At 55.8% G+C, this 20,019-nt stretch carries 16 protein-coding genes; all 16 read right to left on the bottom strand.

Annotated features, from left to right (window positions below):
- Positions 1-19: 19 nt before the first annotated feature.
- Positions 20-766 (bottom strand): MIP/aquaporin family protein, encoded by a 747-nt coding sequence (locus NWF31_RS04795; protein ID WP_258359374.1) that lies wholly within the window; start codon positions 764-766, stop codon positions 20-22.
- Between the two features lie 178 nt (positions 767-944).
- Complete coding sequence (locus NWF31_RS04790) at positions 945-2,426, bottom strand: DUF2193 domain-containing protein (protein ID WP_258359373.1); 1,482 nt, start codon at positions 2,424-2,426, stop codon at positions 945-947.
- A 293-nt stretch (positions 2,427-2,719) separates the two neighbouring features.
- Complete coding sequence (locus NWF31_RS04785; protein ID WP_258359372.1) at positions 2,720-4,690, bottom strand: sigma-54-dependent Fis family transcriptional regulator; 1,971 nt, start codon at positions 4,688-4,690, stop codon at positions 2,720-2,722.
- Between the two features lie 482 nt (positions 4,691-5,172).
- Positions 5,173-6,081 (bottom strand): DMT family transporter, encoded by a 909-nt coding sequence (locus NWF31_RS04780; RefSeq protein WP_258359371.1) that lies wholly within the window; start codon positions 6,079-6,081, stop codon positions 5,173-5,175.
- A 59-nt stretch (positions 6,082-6,140) separates the two neighbouring features.
- Positions 6,141-7,034, bottom strand: a complete 894-nt coding sequence (hslO, locus tag NWF31_RS04775) for an Hsp33 family molecular chaperone HslO (RefSeq protein ID WP_258359370.1) — start codon at positions 7,032-7,034, stop codon at positions 6,141-6,143.
- A gap of 3 nt (positions 7,035-7,037) precedes the next feature.
- Entirely contained in the window at positions 7,038-7,760 is a 723-nt protein-coding gene (gene pyrF / locus NWF31_RS04770) for an orotidine-5'-phosphate decarboxylase (protein WP_258359369.1), read from the bottom strand.
- Between the two features lie 36 nt (positions 7,761-7,796).
- Positions 7,797-11,012: a carbamoyl-phosphate synthase large subunit gene (gene carB, locus NWF31_RS04765; protein ID WP_258359368.1), complete on the bottom strand. Its 3,216-nt coding sequence runs from the start codon at positions 11,010-11,012 to the stop codon at positions 7,797-7,799.
- A gap of 1 nt (position 11,013) precedes the next feature.
- The gene (gene carA / locus NWF31_RS04760; protein WP_258359367.1) at positions 11,014-12,102 is read right to left on the bottom strand and encodes a glutamine-hydrolyzing carbamoyl-phosphate synthase small subunit; all 1,089 of its coding nucleotides are present in this window, start codon (positions 12,100-12,102) and stop codon (positions 11,014-11,016) included.
- A gap of 37 nt (positions 12,103-12,139) precedes the next feature.
- Positions 12,140-12,706 carry a bifunctional pyr operon transcriptional regulator/uracil phosphoribosyltransferase PyrR gene (gene pyrR / locus NWF31_RS04755; RefSeq protein WP_258359366.1) on the bottom strand — a complete coding sequence of 189 codons (567 nt, stop codon included), beginning with the start codon at positions 12,704-12,706 and terminating at the stop codon, positions 12,140-12,142.
- A gap of 135 nt (positions 12,707-12,841) precedes the next feature.
- Positions 12,842-14,293 (bottom strand): NAD(P)/FAD-dependent oxidoreductase, encoded by a 1,452-nt coding sequence (locus tag NWF31_RS04750; protein ID WP_258359365.1) that lies wholly within the window; start codon positions 14,291-14,293, stop codon positions 12,842-12,844.
- Positions 14,294-14,326: 33 nt separating this feature from the next.
- Positions 14,327-15,364: a DUF1786 domain-containing protein gene (locus NWF31_RS04745; protein WP_258359364.1), complete on the bottom strand. Its 1,038-nt coding sequence runs from the start codon at positions 15,362-15,364 to the stop codon at positions 14,327-14,329.
- 31 nt (positions 15,365-15,395) lie between these two features.
- Positions 15,396-15,566, bottom strand: a complete 171-nt coding sequence (gene tatA / locus NWF31_RS04740) for a twin-arginine translocase TatA/TatE family subunit (protein WP_258359363.1) — start codon at positions 15,564-15,566, stop codon at positions 15,396-15,398.
- Positions 15,567-15,632: 66 nt separating this feature from the next.
- Positions 15,633-16,394: an ABC transporter permease gene (locus NWF31_RS04735; protein ID WP_258359362.1), complete on the bottom strand. Its 762-nt coding sequence runs from the start codon at positions 16,392-16,394 to the stop codon at positions 15,633-15,635.
- A 1-nt stretch (position 16,395) separates the two neighbouring features.
- On the bottom strand, positions 16,396-17,316 hold the full coding sequence (locus NWF31_RS04730; protein WP_258359361.1) for an ABC transporter ATP-binding protein: 921 nt from the start codon (positions 17,314-17,316) through the stop codon (positions 16,396-16,398).
- A 184-nt stretch (positions 17,317-17,500) separates the two neighbouring features.
- Positions 17,501-18,985: a hypothetical protein gene (locus tag NWF31_RS04725; RefSeq protein ID WP_258359360.1), complete on the bottom strand. Its 1,485-nt coding sequence runs from the start codon at positions 18,983-18,985 to the stop codon at positions 17,501-17,503.
- A gap of 95 nt (positions 18,986-19,080) precedes the next feature.
- Positions 19,081-20,019: an AEC family transporter gene (locus NWF31_RS04720; RefSeq protein WP_258359484.1), complete on the bottom strand. Its 939-nt coding sequence runs from the start codon at positions 20,017-20,019 to the stop codon at positions 19,081-19,083.

Here is a 20,019-nt window from a genome sequence, read left to right as displayed (position 1 = left end):
GTTTATGGTACAGGCTGGCTCATTCCTCCTTGACCACAGCGTCATAGATCCAGACGGCAACCACAGCGCCGATGATAGGCGCTAGAAGGTAAATCCAGAAAAAGGGCCACAGGTTGGGGCCACCGGCTAAACTGTCGATGAGATAGGGGCCAAAGGTACGGGCGGGATTAATTCCCTGACCGGAGACGTTTCCAAGGGTGGTAATGACCCCGCCTACAATCAGTCCAATAATCAGACCGGCCCAGCCCTGGGGCGCCCTTTTGTCTACGGCAATACCCATTATGGTAAGCATCAGCATGAAGGTACCCACGGCCTCGGCTACAAACACCTGCACGAGGCCAATACCAGGAAATGGACCCGGGGCTCCCAGGCCCCCTACCGTTGCTCCCTTGCTCCCGAGCATGATTAATAAAGTCAAGGCGCCAAGGGCTGCCCCGGCAAACTGGGCCACCAAATAAGGTATAACTTCATTTGTGGGAAAACGCCGGCCTGCCCACAGGGCGATGGTTACGGCCGGGTTGATATGGCAGCCGGATACCGGGCCAAAGATGTAAATTGCTGCTGCTACCACGATGGCAAAGGCCAGGCCGATAGCGAGCCAGTCGCCCAGGCCTCCCAGGGCCCCGATGCCAATACTAAAACTGGACGCCGGCTTTTCGCCCTCGGCCAGCATCAGGGTAACGGCGGCCGCACCCGCTCCCACTATGACCAGCATCCAGGTCCCTATCAGTTCAGCGATCACCTTTTTGGTCAGAGAAGGCTGCATGCCAATCCCTCCGTTCTTTGCTTGTTTTAGTGCCGGTGAGAACCGGGTAGCAGGAGGTGCCCCGGGTCCGGCCCCCCTGCCACCGGTACTTCGTACCAATTGCAGCCTAACTGGCGGGGTTACCTGCTAATTACCCGGCCGGCCGGGCTGAAAGTATATCCTCCATAAACCTGGCGAATTACACCGACTGCTTCCAGTTGCAGTAACCGTGCCGATTAATCAAGGTAGTCACCGCACAATCCTTGCAGACCCGTGCCGGGGAACCCGGGACCTTGGGATTTAAGGCAATGACGTTGGTCATCAAGGTGGCGGTCACCGGCTCGCTGGTCAGGAGGCAGGGGAAATCGGCCAGCCGCATCAAGGAAGAGAAGCGGACGGTTATGGCGCAGGCGGGATAGGTGTAGCGCTGCGGGTTGGCAAGCACTTCGCTGGCGTCAACAGGATCAAGCTGTACCAGGATACCTCTTACTTTACCGCCGGCCCCGATGGGAGCCACTTCGAGAATCTTGCTGCCCCGGTGAATCATGTCCATGAAATCGCAGTTATGCAGCTCGGCAGCAGCACCGCGGTTGGGATATTTCTGCACGTAATTGGCAAAGCGTTTGGTTAACAGGTCGATGACCATGGGCACGGTGAAGCCGTCTTTTTCCAGGATGTAAGCAACGGCGGCCGCCGTCGAACCGGTGGCTACGCTGAGCACGTCATAGGGACTGTTAAACCCTTGCTCCAGGCCCAGATTCAAGGTCTTTTCCATTACTTCGCTTACGGCGTCCATGATGGCCATGGTTACATCATCTTTGGCCATATTAAACATGGACTGGGAGATATGGTGGGCCACATCCCCAACACAGTAAGCCGGTACCGTAACCACGTTGCTGTAGTGTACGCCAGCATCCACGGCCGCCTTAACCGCGGGCCGTATTTTTTCTTTATAGGTTTCCATGTACTTTTTTACGTCAAAGGAAGTGTGGCCGGCATCAGTCATCAGTTTGGTTTGGGCCGCAATGGGTTGGTCATATACCATCTGGAGCATGGCAATTTCTTCTTTAACTGCTTCCGCTACCGTCTTGCCTGCTTCAATGGCGGCGGCAAAGGCAGCGCCGATACCGTAGGAGGTGTTCATACCCCAGGATTTGGAAGAAAGGATTGCCTGTTTATAATGTTTGTCTATATCCAGGCCGTTCAGGATGGTATTGACGACATTGCTGGTGGAGCCGGGGCAAAAAGCAAAATCAACGACACAAGTCGGTCCATAGAACCCGCCATAGCGCCGGACAGCCTCGCGGCCGATCAGGGCTTCACTGTCAGCTATGGCAGCAATAAACTGTTCCATGGCCTTACGGAAGTCGGGGTCCAGTTCATACAGGATCTCGAGCACCGCCGGGGTCTGGTAGTGCTCCACGAAGGGATCATCCTCCGGTCGCACCGTAGTAGTTAACTGGTTCAGGATTTCATAGTGGGCGTTCACGGAATCTACGTGCAGGCGAATTACTTCCGGGCTCTGGCCTTCCGCTGCCTTCATGCCGTTTACGGCATCCACATAAGGTTTGGCATCGGTGATTTGGAAACTTCCACCCCTTTTCTGCCTGATAACATCCAGATCTGCCTTTTGGGCCGCAACCGCCTCCGCCACCATTTTGGCATACACCGACTTGGACATTTACCATACCTCCTCATATGAAGATTAGTTTGGACCCTGAATTACCTGAATTGCAATTATCATGCCAGGTGGCGACAAGGCTGGTCCAGGTTAATATTCTTTCGATAAAGACAGGCCTGGCATTAGTTTAGAACCCCGGAATTAAATAAATATTATGTTATTTTGCCCCGAAATTGAACATTTCAACTAAACTACCTGCTAAAAATTGGCTTATGGACAGGGCTTTATCTTCCGTCAGCCATTGTTCCATGGTGACGCATGTATTACGATGAAACATTAATTATGAAGTAAAGTTAATTATAATTTCGGGCTGCAATAGAATATTTCTTTAGCTTGCGATAAAGGGTGTTGCGCCCGATGCCCAGTACCTTAGCGCACCGGGAGATGTTGCCGCCGGTATTTTTCAGGGCGTCCAGGATAATCTTCTGTTCCAGCCTTTCTAAAGACATCATCTCGCCTGCCGGGGATTGAATAGTTTTAAGCATCGCCTGTATCGGCTCCGGTAAATGCTCCATGGTAATGGTTTTTCCCTGTGCCAGGTTGACAGCCCTTTCGATAGCATTGGACAATTCACGGACATTTCCCGGCCACCAGTAGCTTTCTAAAGCTCGTGCAGCTTGAGGATCAAGATTATTAGGAGGTAATTTTAACATTGCCGAAAACTTTTTAATAAAATAGTGTACCAACAGGATAATATCGCTTTCACGTTCCCGCAGGGGAGGAATGGTAATGTTAATTACATTCAGGCGATAGTAAAGGTCCAGGCGAAAATTGCCTCGCTCAACTTCTTTTTTTAAATCTTTATTGGTGGCGGCAATAACCCTTATATTTACGGGAATGGGTTTCAGCCCGCCCACGCGAAGAATTTGTTTCTCCTGGAGAACCCGCAAGAGGGAAATCTGGGTATCCAGGGGCATGTCAGCTACCTCATCGAGAAAAATAGTACCCCCGCTGGCCAGTTCGAACTTGCCCGGCCGCCCACCCCGTTTGGCGCCGGTAAATGCACCTTCTTCGTAGCCAAAGAGTTCGCTTTCGATGAGGTCCCGGGGAATGGCCGCACAATTGATAGCTACGAAAGGGCCATTGGCCCTGGGGCTGGCATTATGGATAGCCTGGGCAAACATTTCCTTACCGGTACCGCTTTCCCCCTGGAACAGCACCGTGGAAGTGCTCGGGGCCACAGTTCTGGCAATCTGGATACTCTGCAGCAGGGCCGGGCTATTGCCAATTATATCGGCGAAGGTGAATTGGGCGCGGGCTCCCACCATATTAGTAACTAAACGGTGGACATTGTGAATTTCACGCAGGGTAATTACACCGCCGCAGACTTTTTGCTGTTGATCCAGAATGGGACGGCCGGAGAGCAGGAAATGAAGCCGGCCGTACCTGGTATCAAGCAACACTTCCTGATCATAAACGGCTTTCCCGTGTTCCAGCAGGTCCTTGATTATCACAGGAACGGCCAAAATTTTCTTCAGAGGCTGGCCCAGGCAGTGTTCAGCCTGTGTACCCAAGATTTTAATGGCTACGGGGTTAATGTTAGTGATCTCGCCATTTTTATCAAAGGAAATTAGTCCTTCAGACATAGATTCGATAATGGCGGTAATATTGTTGTAAGACCTGGTGATTTCTGCATTGGCTGATTTCAGGAGCAAGAGATTTTCCATGGCCTGTACTGCGGCTACCACCATTCCCAGGGTGTGGGCGTGGGCACGACGGTAATCCCCGGAAACGTCAAGGATGCCTATCATTTTTCCATTCACATCGCGAATGGGGGCCGCCGAGCAGGTAAGCCAGTGGTTCAACCGGCAGAAATGCTCGGTGGCATAGACCTGTAAAGGCTTTTTCTCTATCTTAACTAAACCCATGGCATTGGTGCCTTTTGTTTCCTCGTTCCAAAATTCGCCCACTTGAAAATGTTGATCACGGTTTAATATATCCTGATCCCCCATAAGCTCCAGTATACAGGCCTCGGAGTCGAGAAGAATAACTACAAAGCCGGACCCTTTAACCAGCTGATAAAGATTTTTTAGGAAGGGCTGAGCTACTTCTATCAACATCTGATGCCGTTCCCGCCGGGCCTGGATTTCTTTGGTAGAGAGACGTGAGGTTATCACTACATCGGGGTTTAATTTTTTATCGAGGCAGCGCCGCCAGGATGACAGGATCATTGGGTTTACAATCTCAAGGTTTGTGGTATGGTTTTTCATGACGACATACTCTTTCCAGGCTCTATAGACAGTCTGGATGCGCGCAGACGTCACCAATCCCACCTCCTTTATCTATTTCAGGTTATATGCTGTTCTCCAGTAAGCAGGGTTTGAGGAGATATCACCTCCCGGTATGATAGGGTGATGTTAGCCCCGGAAGAAATGGTGGAGATTAACAGTTGGATTAAAAGAAAGATAACGAAGCAAGGGCAAATACTTTGTGGAACATTTTTGTTTCAGAGCGGAGCAATTTTTCTATCCTTCTGTAATTACTATGCAACTTTTATGCCAACCTGGCAACAAAATTAAATGCAAGGAAAACCTGGTAAAACCCCGTAAAATTATGGCGGTTTGATATTTTTTTGCATTTTGTTGCGCCAAAATGGAACAAACAAGAAATCCGCGTGTTCCATTTTTGAACATTTCCTGTTCCTATATATAATATCCAGGGTTTCTTTAACCTAAGAAAAGGCCAGGGTATAGAAACATGACCTCCCTATCCGGCAGAGACAGGGTAGCTTAAGCACGGGGCTTTATTAAGACCTGTCCCGGGAAACGCCCCCCTGCCGGGCTAGCTGCTGCCAGGTAACTCCCAGGATTATAAGGACTCCTCCCAGGGCCTGGACGAGCAGCAATTTTTCCCCCAGGACCAGGTAAGCCAGGACGGCGGTAATTGCCGGTTCCAGGGTACAGATAATAGCAACCCTCTGTGCTCCTATATATTGCAACCCTTTAGCCATAGCAGTATAGGCCAGGACGGTTGTTATCAACACGAGGGCGGTAATAGCCAGGAAAGCCTGGATATTAAAAGCAAGGTCAAAATCCCCCGTAATCAAAGCTACCGCCAAGAATACCACACCTACGATCAAAGTCATATAAGCATTAAAGGTTCCGGGGTCCAGGCGTTTAAGCATGTGGGCCTGGCCTACCATATAGATGCCGTTGGCCAGGGCGGCCAGGAGGGCGGCCACAACCCCTCCTGTGTTCCACTCCCCTGCCGGTACCCCCAGGATGATAACCAGGCCCAGGAAGGTAATGGCCAGGGCCCCGAGCGTGGACCGGGTCAGGGATTCCTGGAGAAAGACGGCGGCCAGGATAGCTACAACTGCCGGATAAATATAAAAAAGGAGTATGGCTGCTGCGGCTGGGATATGCTGGAAAGAATAAAAAAGCAGCAGCACCGTAAAACCCTGCCCTCCTGTAGAGAGGATTACCAGCCGGTAAAATGTGGGCGTGTCTACTTTCCGGATTGAAGGGGAAAATAACAGGTTGCCCCAGAAAAATGCCGCTGCCATGAGAAAACGAAGGGCAAGGACGGTCAGGATATTAGCCCCGCCGGCATAGGCCAGTTTGGCCGCTATCCCCTCTGTTCCCAGGGCGGCCGCGGCCAGGACCGCTAAAAACATACCCCTCATTTCCCTGGAACTACCGCTAAGCTTTACCAATGCTAATCCCCCTGTACTTTAAAAGGCCGGGCCGGGTTTAACTCCTCGAGTGGTTGTTCTCAATAACCTTCCTGCTTCCTCCTTGGAACGGTAGCGAGAAGTTCAGCCACTTCTTCCCCGCTGAAACGATATACCCGGCTGCAGAAGGCACATTTGGCCTCGGCGCCGCCCTGTTCTTCCAGAAGCTTTTGTAATTCTGCCGGGCCTAGAGCGAGGAGAATACCCTTAAGGCGTTCCCGGGAACAGCCGCAGTTGTATTTTATCGGCTGGCGTTCATGGACTTTGAGGGAAAATCCTTTAAGAAGCAGGGCCAGGATATCTTCCGGCGTGTGCTCCTGTAAGATGAGGCTGCTTACAGGGCCTGCTGCTTGAATGTTTTTTTCCAAAGAAACGGCTATTTCTTCGGCAGCTCCAGGCAGGAGCTGCAAAAGATAGCCGCCGGCAGCCCCAACCTTGCCGCCGGGTTCTAGCAGGACCCCCAAACCCACGGCAGAAGGTTTTTGTTCAGAAGCAGTAAAGTAGTAGGCCAGGTCCTCGCCGATCTCACCGGAAACAAGGGGCACGCTGCCGCTGTAAGGTTCTTTTAAACCCAAATCTTTAGCCACATAAAGGGTTCCCCTGCCCACCGCCCCGCCGACGTCCAGCTTGCCGTCACTTTTTAAAGGCAGGTCTACCCCCGGTTCCATAACATAGCCTTTCACTTCCCCGGGACGCGCCACAGCTACAATGCTGCCCAGGGGACCATTCCCCAGGATGCGGACGGTAATCCCCTGCCCTTCCTTGAGGGTCGCTGCCATCATTGCCGCCCCGGTCAAAACCCGGCCCAGGGCCGCCGTCGCGGTAGGCGAAGTGTTGTGCAGTTCTTTAGCTGCCTGCACCAGCCCTGTCGTTTGCGTCGCAATGGCCAGGATCTGGCCTTCCCCTGCCGTAGCCCGCACCAGGTAATCTGGCATAACTTATATAACGCCCTCCATTTCTTCGCCGATGGCCCGGGCCGCAGCTGCCGGGTCGGGGGCGGCGGTAATGGGGCGGCCGATGACCAGGTAGGAGGCCCCCTGCTCCAGGGCTTCCGCCGGGGTCATAACCCGGCGCTGGTCGCCGCGTTCGGCTCCCGCCGGGCGCACCCCCGGGGTTACAATTAGAAATTCCGGTCCACAGGCCTGCCGGATGACCTGGATCTCCCGGGGAGAGGCCACAACCCCGTCCAGTCCCGCTTCTTGAGCCAGCCTGGCCCAGTACACAACCTGTTCATCAACCCCTCGTTCAATACCCACCTCATCTCTTAACGTCTTCCCATCAAGGCTCGTTAATACGGTAACGGCCAGGATGATGGGAACTGGAAGCCCGGCTGCCGCAGCTTCTTGCCTGGCAGCCTCAGCCGCGGCCTCCATCATGCTCCTGCCGCCGGCGGCATGAACGTTGAGCATGTCCACCCCATGGCGCACCAGGGACCGGGCCGCCCCGGCCACGGTGTTGGGTATGTCGTGGAGCTTCAGGTCGGCAAAGACTTTGCCGCCCCGCTCCTTAACCATGCGGATGGCTGCCGGCCCGGTGGCCGTGTATAACTCCAGGCCTACTTTAAACATGCCGACATAAGGGAAAAGCTGGTCTACCAGTTTTTCCCCTGCTGCCAGGCTGGCAACATCTAAAGCCACGATTATTTTATCTCTAGCAGGCATAATACCAGCTCCTGTACCTTTTATTCTCGTTTTTGTTTAAGGACGAGATACATATTCCTGCAGGGGCTTGAGTTCAAATTTATCTCCCGCCTGCAGGGACTGCAGGACTTTCAGCAGGGCCCGGGCCGTATCCAGGGAGGTCAGGCAGGGGATACCCAGTTCTGCCGCCGCGCGGCGAATTTTAAAGCCGTCGCGGCCGGGCATCTTGCCCCGGGTCAGGGTATTGAGGACGAAGTGGATTTTCCCTTCGCGGATATAATCCAGGATGTGGGGCGAACCCTCGCGGATCTTCCCCACCCTTTCCACGATGAGCCCGGCCGCGGCCAGGGCGCCGGCCGTACCGGCCGTAGCCACTACTTTAAAGCCCAGTCCGGCAAATCCCTTGATAATGGGTATTGCTTCCGCCTTATCCTTGTCGGCAATGGTGGCCAGCAAGGTGCCGTGGTTGGGAACAGCGCAGCCGGCAGCCACCAGCCCTTTGTAGAGGGCTCGCTCATAGATAGGATCAATTCCCATTACCTCGCCGGTAGATTTCATCTCCGGTCCCAGGGAAGTATCCACCTGGAGGAGCTTGCCGAAGGAAAAGACGGGGACTTTTACGGCGGTAAAATCCGGCGGCGGCATCAACCCTCCCCGGTAGCCCTGTTCAGGCAGGGTTTTGCCCAGCATTACGTTGGTGGCCAGGGCCACCATGGGCACACCGGTAATCTTGGAAAGATACGGCACCGTGCGGCTGGAGCGGGGGTTGACCTCCAGGACGTAAACTTCCCCCTGGTGGATGACGAACTGGATGTTGAGGAGGCCCCGAATGCAGAGGGCCCGGGCCAGCCTCTCGGTATAGGCGACAATCTTTTCCGTCACTCCCGGCGGCAGGCTGTGGGCCGGGTAAATGGCGATGCTGTCGCCGGAATGAACACCGGCCCGCTCGACGTGCTCCATAATACCTGGGATGAGGACGGTCTCCCCGTCGCTGACGGCGTCTACTTCCACCTCGGTTCCCGGCAGGTATTTATCCACCAGGACGGGATGTTCCGGGGCCACGCGTACGGCGGTGGTGGCATACTCCAGGAGCTCGCCCTCGCTGTGGACGATCTCCATGGCCCGGCCGCCCAGGACGTAGGAGGGCCGCACCAGCACCGGGAAGCCCAGTTCCTTGGCAATCCTCGCTGCCCCTGCTACGGAAGTGGCCGCCCCGCCCCGGGGCCGGGGGATCCGGAGCTCATGCAGCAGGGCGTCAAATTTTTCCCGGTCTTCGGCCCGGTCGATATCCGCCACCGAAGTACCCAGGACCTTGAAGCCGGCCTCGGCCACCGTTTTGGCCAGGTTGATGGCCGTCTGGCCGCCGAACTGGACAATAACCCCTTCCGGCTGCTCCCGTTGCAGGACGTTCAAGACATTCTCCGGCGTCAGGGGTTCAAAGTAAAGGCGGTCGGAGGTATCGAAGTCGGTACTCACCGTTTCCGGGTTGTTGTTGATCATTATGGGGTGCATGCCGGCGCGGCGCAGGGCCCAGGCGGCATGGACCGAGCAGTAGTCAAATTCGATCCCCTGGCCGATGCGGATGGGGCCCGCCCCCAGGACCACCACCTTGCTGCCTTCCAACGGCCGGACTTCATCTTCAACGTCGTAGCTGGAATAATAGTAAGGGGTGACGGCTTCAAACTCGGCGGCACAGGTATCCACCATCTTAAAGGTGGGCGTAACCCCCTCTTCCTGCCGCTGCCGGGCTACGGTCGCCGGCGGCAGGCCGGTAAAATTGGCAATCTCCCCATCGCTAAAGCCCATGGCCTTGGCCCGCCTCAAAGTTGCCCCATCGAGGGTGGGACCTGCGGCGATGAGCTTTTCTTCCATGGCCACAATTTTTTCTATCTCGCCTAAAAAATACGGGTCGATGCCGGTTATTTCATGGATGGCAGCAGTGGTCCAGCCCCGGCGCAGGGCTTCGGCGATGACAAAGAGGCGCTCGTCGTCGGCCTCGGCCATTTTGCGGCGCAGGGCTCCCTCGGAAAAATGCTGGAAGGCCGGCACCCTTAAACCGTCGAGCTTCAATTCCAGGGAGCGGATGGCCTTTAAGAGGGCACCGCTGAAGGTGCGGTCAATGGCCATTACCTCCCCGGTGGCCTTCATCTGGGTGCCCAGGAGGCGCTCGGCCAGGGAAAATTTATCAAAGGGAAAACGCGGGATTTTCACGACGACATAATCTATGGCCGGTTCAAAGCAGGCTTTTGTTTCCCGGGTGACGGCATTGGGAATCTCGTCCAGGGTTAAACCTAAGGCGATCTTGGTGGCCACCCGGGCGATGGGGTAACCCGTGGCCTTGGAGGCCAGGGCGCTGGAGCGGCTGACCCGGGGGTTGACCTCAATGACGTAATAGCGCATGCTGCCGGGATCCAGGGCGAACTGGATGTTGCAGCCCCCTTCGATGCCCAGGGCGCGGATTATTTTGAGGGAAGAGCGGCGCAGCAGGTGGTACTCCCGGTCGGAGAGGGTCTGGGAAGGGGCGACGACGATGCTGTCGCCGGTATGAATACCTACCGGGTCGATATTTTCCATATTGCAGACGGTAATGCAGTTGTCAGCCCCGTCGCGGATGACTTCGTACTCGATCTCCTTCCAGCCGGCGACGGAGCGCTCCACCAGAATTTGTTTAATGAGGCTCAGCTTCAGCCCTTTGAGGGCAATGGCCTCCAACTCCTCCTCATTCCTGGCCACCCCGCCGCCGGTGCCGCCCAGGGTATAGGCCGGCCGCACGATGACCGGGTACCCGATTTCCCCGGCAAAGGCCAGGGCTTCCTCGACCGTATTGACAATCCTGCTTTCAGGTACCGGCTCCTCAAGTTCCAGCATCATGGCCTTGAACTGTTCCCTGTCCTCGGCCCGCTGGATGGCCTTTAGAGGTGTACCCAGCAGTTGTACCCCCGTTTCCTCCAGGACGCCGGCTTCGGCCAGTTCCAGGGCCAGGTTCAAACCCACCTGCCCTCCCAGGGTGGGAATAAGGCCGTCAGGCTGCTCTTTACGAACGATCGCGGCTACGAAATCAAGGGTCAGAGGTTCCAGGTAGACGCGATCGGCCATGTCCCGGTCGGTCATGATGGTCGCCGGGTTGGAGTTAACCAGGACAACCTCCATACCCTCTTCCTTTAAAGCCCGGCAGGCCTGGGTGCCGGCATAATCAAATTCCGCCGCCTGGCCGATGATAATGGGTCCGGAACCGATAACCATTATCTTTTTCAACCCGGGTTTAACCGGCATCTCAGTGACCCTCCTTTCCGCGGTTGGCGTCTACCATCCGGATAAATTCATGGAAAAGGTATTCAGAATCCGTCGGGCCGGGAGAAGATTCGGGGTGATACTGGACGGAAAAGACCGGTAGCTGCCGGTGGCGCAGGCCTTCAACGGTGCCGTCATTAAGGTTGATGTGGGTGACCGTCGCTTCATCCGGCAGGGTTTCGGCCCGCACGGCGTAACCGTGATTCTGGGAAGTGATATAGACCCGGCCGGTGCTTAAATCTTTGACCGGGTGGTTGCCGCCCCGGTGGCCGAAGGGAAGCTTATAGGTATCGGCTCCCAGGGCCAGGGCCAGGAGCTGGTGACCCAGGCAGATGCCCATCACCGGTACCTTACCCAGGAGTTCCCGGATTGTGGCCACGCCGTAGGGGACATCCTTGGGGTCGCCCGGGCCGTTGGAAACGACCACCCCGTGGGGGCGGGCGGCCAAAATGTCGGCGGCCCTGCTACCGGCCGGCATGACTGTAACCGTACAGTCCAGGCGGCGGAGCCAGCGGATGATATTCTCCTTGACCCCGAAATTGTAAAGGACGATACGGCGCTCCCCGCCTGCAACCGTAAAAGGCTCTTTGTTGGTCACGGCCGGAACCAGCCTGGGGCCGCTTAGAGGCGGCTCCATTACGGCCCGGTCCTTCAGCTCATCTAAGTTAACATCTCCTGCAGCCAGGATGCCCCGCATGGTACCGTGGCGGCGCAGGTGCCTGGTGAGGGCTCGCGTGTCCACGCCCTGGAGGGCCGGGATGCGGTTTTCCTTTAAGTAGCGGTCAATATCCCCGGTCGCCCGCCAGTTGCTGGGGCGGGAACAGGCTTCATGGACGATAAAACCGGCCACCTGGGGACGTTCGGATTCCAGATCCTCGGCGTTAATGCCGTAGTTGCCGATCAGGGGATAGGTTAGGACAACGATCTGGCCGCAGTAAGAGGGATCGGTAAGGATCTCCTGGTAGCCGGTCATACTGGTGTTGAAAACTACTTCGCCGTGGCAACTGCCGGGGTGACCAAAGGCCTCGCCGGTAAAAACCGTGCCATCGGCCAGCACCAGAAAACCTTGCATGGGCGTTCACTCCCCGCCAAGTTTATACTTTGCATCGTCAAGGACTGACGTCGAGTTCATGGGGCAATTCCCGGATCAATACCTGGTCGACGCCGTCGACTTCCTCGAGCTGGACGGCTATCTCTTCTTTGCAGGAGGTGGGGACGTTTTTACCGACATAGTCGGCGCGGATAGGCAATTCCCTGTGCCCCCGGTCGATGACCACCGCCAGCTGGATATTCCGCGGCCTTCCCCGGTCAAAGAGGGCATCGAGGGCGGCCCGGATGGTGCGGCCGGTAAAAAGGACGTCGTCGACGAGGACTATCTTTTTCCCGGTAATCTCAAAGGGGATATTTGTTTCATTAACCTGCGGTTGGATATTTAAAGTTGTCAGGTCGTCGCGGTAAAGGGTGATATCGAGTATCCCCAGGGGGATTTTTACCCCTTCGATCTCTTCAACGATTTTCTGCAGCCTCTCGGCCAGGGGTACTCCCCGGCGCCGGATACCGATTAGCACCAGGTTTTCCGTCCCGCGGTTGCGCTCCAGGATCTCATGGGCAATGCGGGTCAGGGCCCGGCGCAGCTTGTCGGCATCCATGATCCTGGCTTTGATCGTTAGCTCCATTTTTTAATCCCTCCTCCGGGCATAAAAAAACCTGCGCGTGAAGGCTGGCGCAGGTTTAGTATACCAGTATCCCTTTGCTACTAATCCTTTGCTAGCCTCACCGGACTAACTTAAAAGGACCTTCGTGATGGTAGTTTAGCCAAAAATACCCCCCCTGTCAAGGGGTAATTTTATTTGGAGCTCTCCCGGATGGGTCAAGGCGAAGTAAGTAATACCGGCGATAAAAAGCAACGCAGTGAGACGGTAAGACAGTTCGCCCGTAACCAGAGACCTCACCCCGCTGTGGACGAAACCCCCGTAACTGTCACTACGCCCTTCCTGTTGGCCAGCGGCCATAAAAAGATGAGAAAACCAGTGGGACCTGTTGAGAAAGTTATTCACCTTGAAAAGCCACATCCCCACGCGGTTGTCCAGTATGAAGTTTTTCAGGGGGGCGTGGTAAAAGCGGGCAAAATCGCGTTCGCTAATCCCGTGGTAAACCATAGTGGCTGCTGCCAGGCGACTGCCAAGGAAAGAAGCGAAATAACCGTCCTTTAAAACCCGCCCGTACCCGGCCAGATCACCGATTACCACCCACCTGTCGCCGTAGAACCTCCTTGATGGCCCGGTGAAAACCTGGGCGCCGCATACAAGCTGACAGCGTAAATGCTTGCTCGCTTCAGGAAGTTCAAGCCATTGCCGTATACCAGGATGGGATAGAACCTGGTCGACTTCTTCTTTCGTTAAATGCCGTCCCAGGGACGTGAGGGTAAGCCAGTCTTTACTTTTTGGAATTAAAGCCAGTACCGCACCAGGAAGAATGTTATCAAGGATAAACATATTATTACCAACCAGATTCTTTTTTGCAGAGGATGTATCAATTTCGGTCACGCTGGCGGCCATTATCGGCGGGGGCTCATATCCGGTACTTGCGATGAAGGATTGCAACATTGGCCTGCCGAGAGAACGAAAGCCTGCCGCCATTACCAAAACATCGCCTTCCAGTTCTACGAAGGAACCACTTTCATGTCGCCGGCTGATAATTACCCGCCATCCAGTCTCTTTTTCCTGGCGATATATCCGCTTGACAACGGTAGGCTCAAAGATTTCAAGCATGTTCCCTATTTCTGGTGACAAGCCTTCGAGAATGCGGAGCTTAAGGGAGTCGTCAAATCCTGTAACGCCAAATCGACTGGTACGTAACACGGCATTTAGAGGCGTATTTAACTCCACGGTTACATGGCCGGAAACGTTAACATAGATGCACCGCTCTACTTTTTGTAACACCACGTCTTCTGGTAGGTCAAGTCTAAGAAAGGAACGCATGGTATTCAGGGCTAAATCAGTAATTAGCCCTCCACAGTAATTGCAGTTGGTACTGTTTACTAAATATACTTTTATCTTCAAATTTTCACGTCGCGCTAAAAGAAGTAGTTGTCTTGCAAAAGCACTGCCAGCAATACCTCCACCAATTACAATAACCCGGTCCCCATTCACAAGGGGCCTGGTAGCCCGATGACGGCTGCCCGTCCGCTCGAGATCGGCCAGGCGTGGCGGGCGACGTGAAAAACAGCGTTCTAAAAAGCCGACGATATTTCCTCCCGGCACAGGTGCGCCTCCTTTTAAGACCCCGGTACAATTTTAACTGCCTCCAGCGGCCACCGCGGCCACCAGGCCAAAGCAGCCGCTGAGCATCATGTCGCCGTAAGGGGCGGCCCAGTAGTAATCCTGGTGAATGGTCAGCCGGCGCTGCGGTCCCGTTACGGCAACGAAGCGGTAACCCCCGTCCGGGCGGTAACCCGGATCAATATAGCAGCCGTGGCCGCCGTCGTTGAAGATTTCCTCATTGGTAAGCTCCCCGGCCCGCAGCTTTTCGACGTAAGCGGCCAGCTTGTGGCCGCTCAAACAGCTGGTATGGTGTTCAAAGAGGCCCCATACCCTCTGCCCCTGGAGGAGAACGCCGATGGTGTGCTGGTTGCCGCAGTTGACAAGGATCAACCCTTCCTCGCTGTGGGCCGCTACCCTGGCATCACCCAGGGCGCCCCAGAGGGCGGCTGCGCCGGTGTCCATGAGCCAGGCCCCCGGCGCCTGCTCCCGTACGGCCTGCATCCGGGTGAAATAACGCGGCGGCTCGCGGTAGAGAAGGTCTACCAGCCTGCCGCCACCGGCGACAAAGCGCTGCCAGTGCCGGAAACGAAAAAGGCGGTCGCTTGTACCCGGCGGCGCCTCGCCGTGGTCGAGGACGGCTATGGCCACCTCCGCCGGCAGGCCGACGCCGTAGGGGGCAAGGCTGGCGGCCAGGGTATCTAGATCGACATCCCCCGTCCTGATGGTTACTGCATCCCCCGGCGGCTCCTCAGTGATTACAATGCCCAGCTGCCGCACGCGATCCAGGTCGTCATAAACCGTCCGGGCCGCCGCGGCCGTAGCATAAACCCTTAAACCGGCGGCCAGGTGGCGGCGCAAAGCCCCTACCACGGCCCCGCCGCCCATCAGGGAACCGGTGAGAAAAACATCACGGCGGGCGGCCGTTGCCGCCTCCACCTGCCGGGCGCAGATGACCGTCGGTGATGGTAATATGAGCTGAACACAATTTTCCACGGGCTGGTCCGGGCGGTAAAGGAGGATGTCCTGGGTGCCGCCGCCGATGTCTATGGCCAGTAAAGGCCGGGTGAGCATTTAGCCACCTCCGTCAAAGAATAGAGAGGGCTTATTTTTCCTCCGGCTTGTCGCCGGACCTGAGGCCTTTTTTGAATTCATTTATGGTCCGCCCCAGGCCGCGGCCGAGTTCCGGCAGCCTTCCGGGGCCAAAAATGATAAGTGCCGCCAGGATGATGAGTATCCAGGCGTAAGGGCTGAATAAGGTGCCGAGGGTTATCATCTTTAATGCACTCCCTTTTTATAACCTTAAACCCAGGATAACATATTATCCTTTCCGGGACAACCGCTAGCCCGTCAAACGCCGGCGCAGGAGGTAAAGGGGAGGGTAGAAAAAGATGGCAATAAAAACTACCAGCCAGGCTGCATGAACCAGGAGGCCCGGGCTTAATTGCCCCAGGACCAGGGAGCGTACCAGCTCTACTACATGGTAAAGGGGGATTAACCATGCCAGCTGCCGGACTATTACAGGCATGGCATCCAGGGGGAAGAAAACGCCGGCGAAGAGGAACATCGGGGTGATAATCAGGGTAAAAAAGTAACTGAAGGTATCAATCTTGGGCACCAGGCCGGTCCACATCATCCCCAGTTCGGCAAAGACAAAGCCGCATAACACCAGGACCGGGGGCACCAGCAGGGCTGCCGGCGACTGCACCAGTCCGAGCAGGAAAATCACCAGCAAAATTACCGTGCCATAGAGGACACTTTTAAAGGTGCCAAAAAGCATTTCCCCCACAACTACTTCATCAAGACTCACCGGGGTCGCCACAATGGCATGGTAGGTCTTCTGAAACTTCATGCGTACAAAGCTGTCATAGGTACACTCGGAACACGTTGCCCACATGGCCGAAGAGGCAATCAGCCCCGGTGCCAGGAACTGGAGGTAGCTCATTCCCTCGATGGCCGGGATGTAATAACCCATGCCGTAACCCATGGCCGCCAGGTAAAGGAGGGGTTCCAGGAAATTGAACATGATATTGGTCAGCCAGGTCTTGCGGAAGACGACAAAATTGCGCCAGAATACCTTCCAGGCACGATAAGAAATATCCATCCTAATCCAGGCTCCTCCCGGTTAGCTTAAGGAAAACGTCCTCCAGGGTCGCCGGCCTTAAGCGCATATGGCTGAACCGGCCGGTTAAACCCTGGACCTGCTGCCAGGTGTCACGCCCGTTGCCGGTATATAGGTACAATGTCCGGCCTATGATCTGGTGGGCCAGGACGCCGCCGTCTACTTTGGCTAAAATCTCAACGGCCTCGCCGTCTACCGGAGCCAGTTCCAGGACTTCCCGGCCGACATGGCGCCGGACCAGCTCTTCCGGGGGGCCTTCTTCCAGGATTATTCCCCGGTCCATAATTACCAGCCGGTCACACAGCTGGGCCGCCTCCTCGAGGTAATGGGTGGTGAGAAGCAAGGTTACCCCGGCCGCTTTGAGCTGGCGCATTTTCTCCCAGATCATATGCCGGGCTTCCGGGTCCAGGCCGGTGGTAGGCTCATCTAAAATTAAAAGCTGCGGCTTATTTACCAGGGCCCGGGCAATGGCCAGGCGCCGCTTCATACCACCGGAGAGGTGCTCGACTTCAACCCCGGCCTTTTCTTCCAGGCCGGCAAAGGCCAGGAGTTCGCGGACACGCTTTACTGCCTCGCCCCGGGGAATATCGAAATAGCCGGCATAGAGGAGGAGGTTTTCCTCAACCGTTAACTCCGGGTCCAAATTGTCCTCCTGGGATACCACCCCCAGGCGGGCCTTAATTTCCCGCGGGTGGCTGCCCACGTCGTAGCCAAGGACTTCCAGGGTGCCCGCAGTTACGGGGATAAAACAGTGGATCATTTTAATGGTGGTGGTCTTACCGGCGCCGTTCGGACCTAAAAAGCCGAAGCACTCGCCGGGACGGACCACAAAGTTTATCCCCCTGACGGCAGTAAACCCATTGTATTTTTTTACCAATTCCCTGGCACAGACAACCGCAGTCAAGCTTCAATCCTCCCTGTAAACAGTTCCTGTTTCCTTTAATAAAAATACCCCGGTTGCCGGGGTATGCAGTTTCCATAACTATATTATAAGCTAGAATAGCTATTTCTGGCAAGGGATGCTCCTGGGTCTTAAACGAAACTACCGGAAGGGGCCACAGGTAGCAGGGCCGGCCTTTACCCTCTTTTTAACGGCTATAAGCCCGGGCACGGTTTTTTTCCCGGGGCAGGCCGAAACCGAAAAGGGCCGCCAGGCGCAGGGCCAGGCGCACCGGCCAGTGGGCGAGCTGGCGCTTTAGCTCCTGCCGTTCCTTTTGCAGGTCGGCCACGGTCCGTTCCAGGTCTTCATTGGCAATGAGGGTCGTCTGGAGACGGTACTCCTGCTCCCGCAGCTGCTGCTTCAGGCGCGCCTGCTCGGCCTGGGCATCGCTGACGGTTTTATTGAGGGTTCCCTGGAGCTGCATGAGACGTGTCTCCAGGTGGCTGACCCTTTTTTTCAGGGAATCCCGTTCAACCCTTAAATTTACCAGCTGCTCCTCAATCTGGGTAAGTTCCTGGCGCAACTCCTCCTTGCGCCGGTGAAGTTTTTCCAGATCGCTTAACAGGTTTTTATTCTCTTGGCGCAGGTCTTCTATTTCCCGGCGCAGCCTTTCTTTTTCTTCATCCCTTTGCTCTCCCTGGCGGCCGGCGGCAGCCTTGCCGCCGTTAATAAGGCTGAATTCCTTGGGAACCGGGGTTAACTTTTCTGTTTCCAGGGTTAGGGCGGCGGCTTCGGCCCCGGCTGCTATTTCCTCCCAGGCCGGCGGTGCCACAGTGGCGTTCGTCGCTGGCGCAAACCTCGGGGCTGCTGGCGGTGCCGTCTTCTCGGTATGCTTCAAAGGGAATAATTTGTCCCAGAAATCGCTCTCTTTAGCCGCCGGGGCCGGTTTGGCCAGGGGAAGCACCGGCTCGCCGGCCCGGGGCATTTCCACTACCTGGGGTGCGCTGTTTCCCCTTCCCGGCGCCGTCCTGGCCGTAGAATCCACGGGCTGCGTTTCCTGGCCGTTGCCGGTGGCTACGGCCGTATCATACGGCAGGCCCCGGGACTTTACGGCAGCAGCAGGCGGTGCTGTGGCCTGGACAGGGGATACACTGTGGCTTCCCGGGCCGGGAGTATTTCCCATCACCGCAGGTACCGCCTCCTGCGTTGCCTTGGCCGCTTGTGCCGGTTCCGGTTCCACATAAGCCCAGTGAATGAGGCCCCAGCGGCCATCCTTTAGCCGCAAGAAACGGCCGTCGGCCACCAGTTTCTGTTCCCCCGGTACTTCCGGCTTCCCGGCTTCCTTTAGCTCCGCGTTGATTTCACTTAAGCGCAGGGCATCGCCATGGACCTGGAGGACGCGGTGGGCGGCATCGTTCTCCTTCAAGCCGTCCAGGCGCAGGCACCACAATCCCTTACCCTCGCTGCGAAAACAGGGATTCTTGGCCAGGCAGCGGTTCACGTTTTTCTGGATCTTGGCCAGGTTATGGTTGACCAGCAGGCTATGTTGCGCCTCCTGGACCAGCTCGTCCACCGATTGGGGCGAGTACTCAAATAAACGTAATTTTAAAAGGTCGGTGAGGGAATCTAATTTTCCCGTTACTTTAACTTTAGTTATCTTGGGAGCCGGGGCATTTTTAGGCTTTTTGGCCACGGGTGTCACCTCTTCCGCTTTTTTAGGATAAACCATTATATACCTGGTAATATTTGACACCCGGGCTGGATTTTCCTTCCAAAAAAAATGGGATTTTATGTCATTATATGGTAATTTAACAACCATGCCCAGAGGGGAATGGTTAACAGGGAAACCAGGGTAGTAGCTACCACCCCTTCGGAGATCAGGTTGTAATCGCCGTCATACTTCCGCGCTACGGCCGGGGCAATGGCCGCCGCCGGCATGGCCATCTCCATAATCACCAGCAGGCGAACGGTCTTATCCCATCCCGGGACAAGGAACATGGCCCCCAGGGCCAGGAGGGGTAAGATTATCAACCTGACTGCCACTATAAGGTAAACTATCTTGTTACCGGCCAGGGTACGGATGGGCGATTCGGCCAGCATGGAGCCTACCAGGAGCAGGGCCAACGGTATAGTAGCCTGCCCCAGCCCGTCCAGGGGGCGAAAAATGAGGGGCGGCAACTGGATATGGAAGATGGCCAGAAACAGGCCCAGGATAATGGCCAGGACGTTAATATTCAAAATCGAGCGCCAGTCCGGGCCGGCGGCTTCCCGGTGATCCTGCATCAGCCAGACGCCTAAAGTCCAGAAGAGGATATTATGACCCAGGGCAAACATGGCGGCATAAAAAACCCCCAGCTGGCCCCAGAGAAAGTAGGCCACCGGGAAGCCCAGGTAGGCCACATTGCCGAAGGCGGCGCTAATACGAAAGGCGTAATTAGTCTTTAAAGGCAGGTGCCACCAGGTACCCAGTATGACGCACAGGGCATAGGAACCAAGGACCAGGACCACCGCAGCGGCCAGGATCAGGAAGGCGTTTGTCAATTCCCGGCCGGATACCTTGAGGTTCATGGAGGTTATGGTAAGGGCCGGCATGGCAAAGTAAAAAACAATGTCCGATATTACTTTGTCGCCCTGGGCGTTTAAAATCTTAAACCGGCGCCCCAGGAAACCCAGGAGGACATAGAAAAAAAGGGTGCCAACCTGGGCCCCAACAGCCAGCAGTTGCAT

The organism is Neomoorella sulfitireducens (assembly GCF_024733845.1).
GTDB classification, from domain to species: domain Bacteria; phylum Bacillota; class DSM-521; order Neomoorellales; family Neomoorellaceae; genus Neomoorella; species Neomoorella sulfitireducens.
The sequence above is the reverse complement of the archived record's forward strand: the minus strand, read 5'-3'. Positions and strand labels throughout refer to the sequence as shown.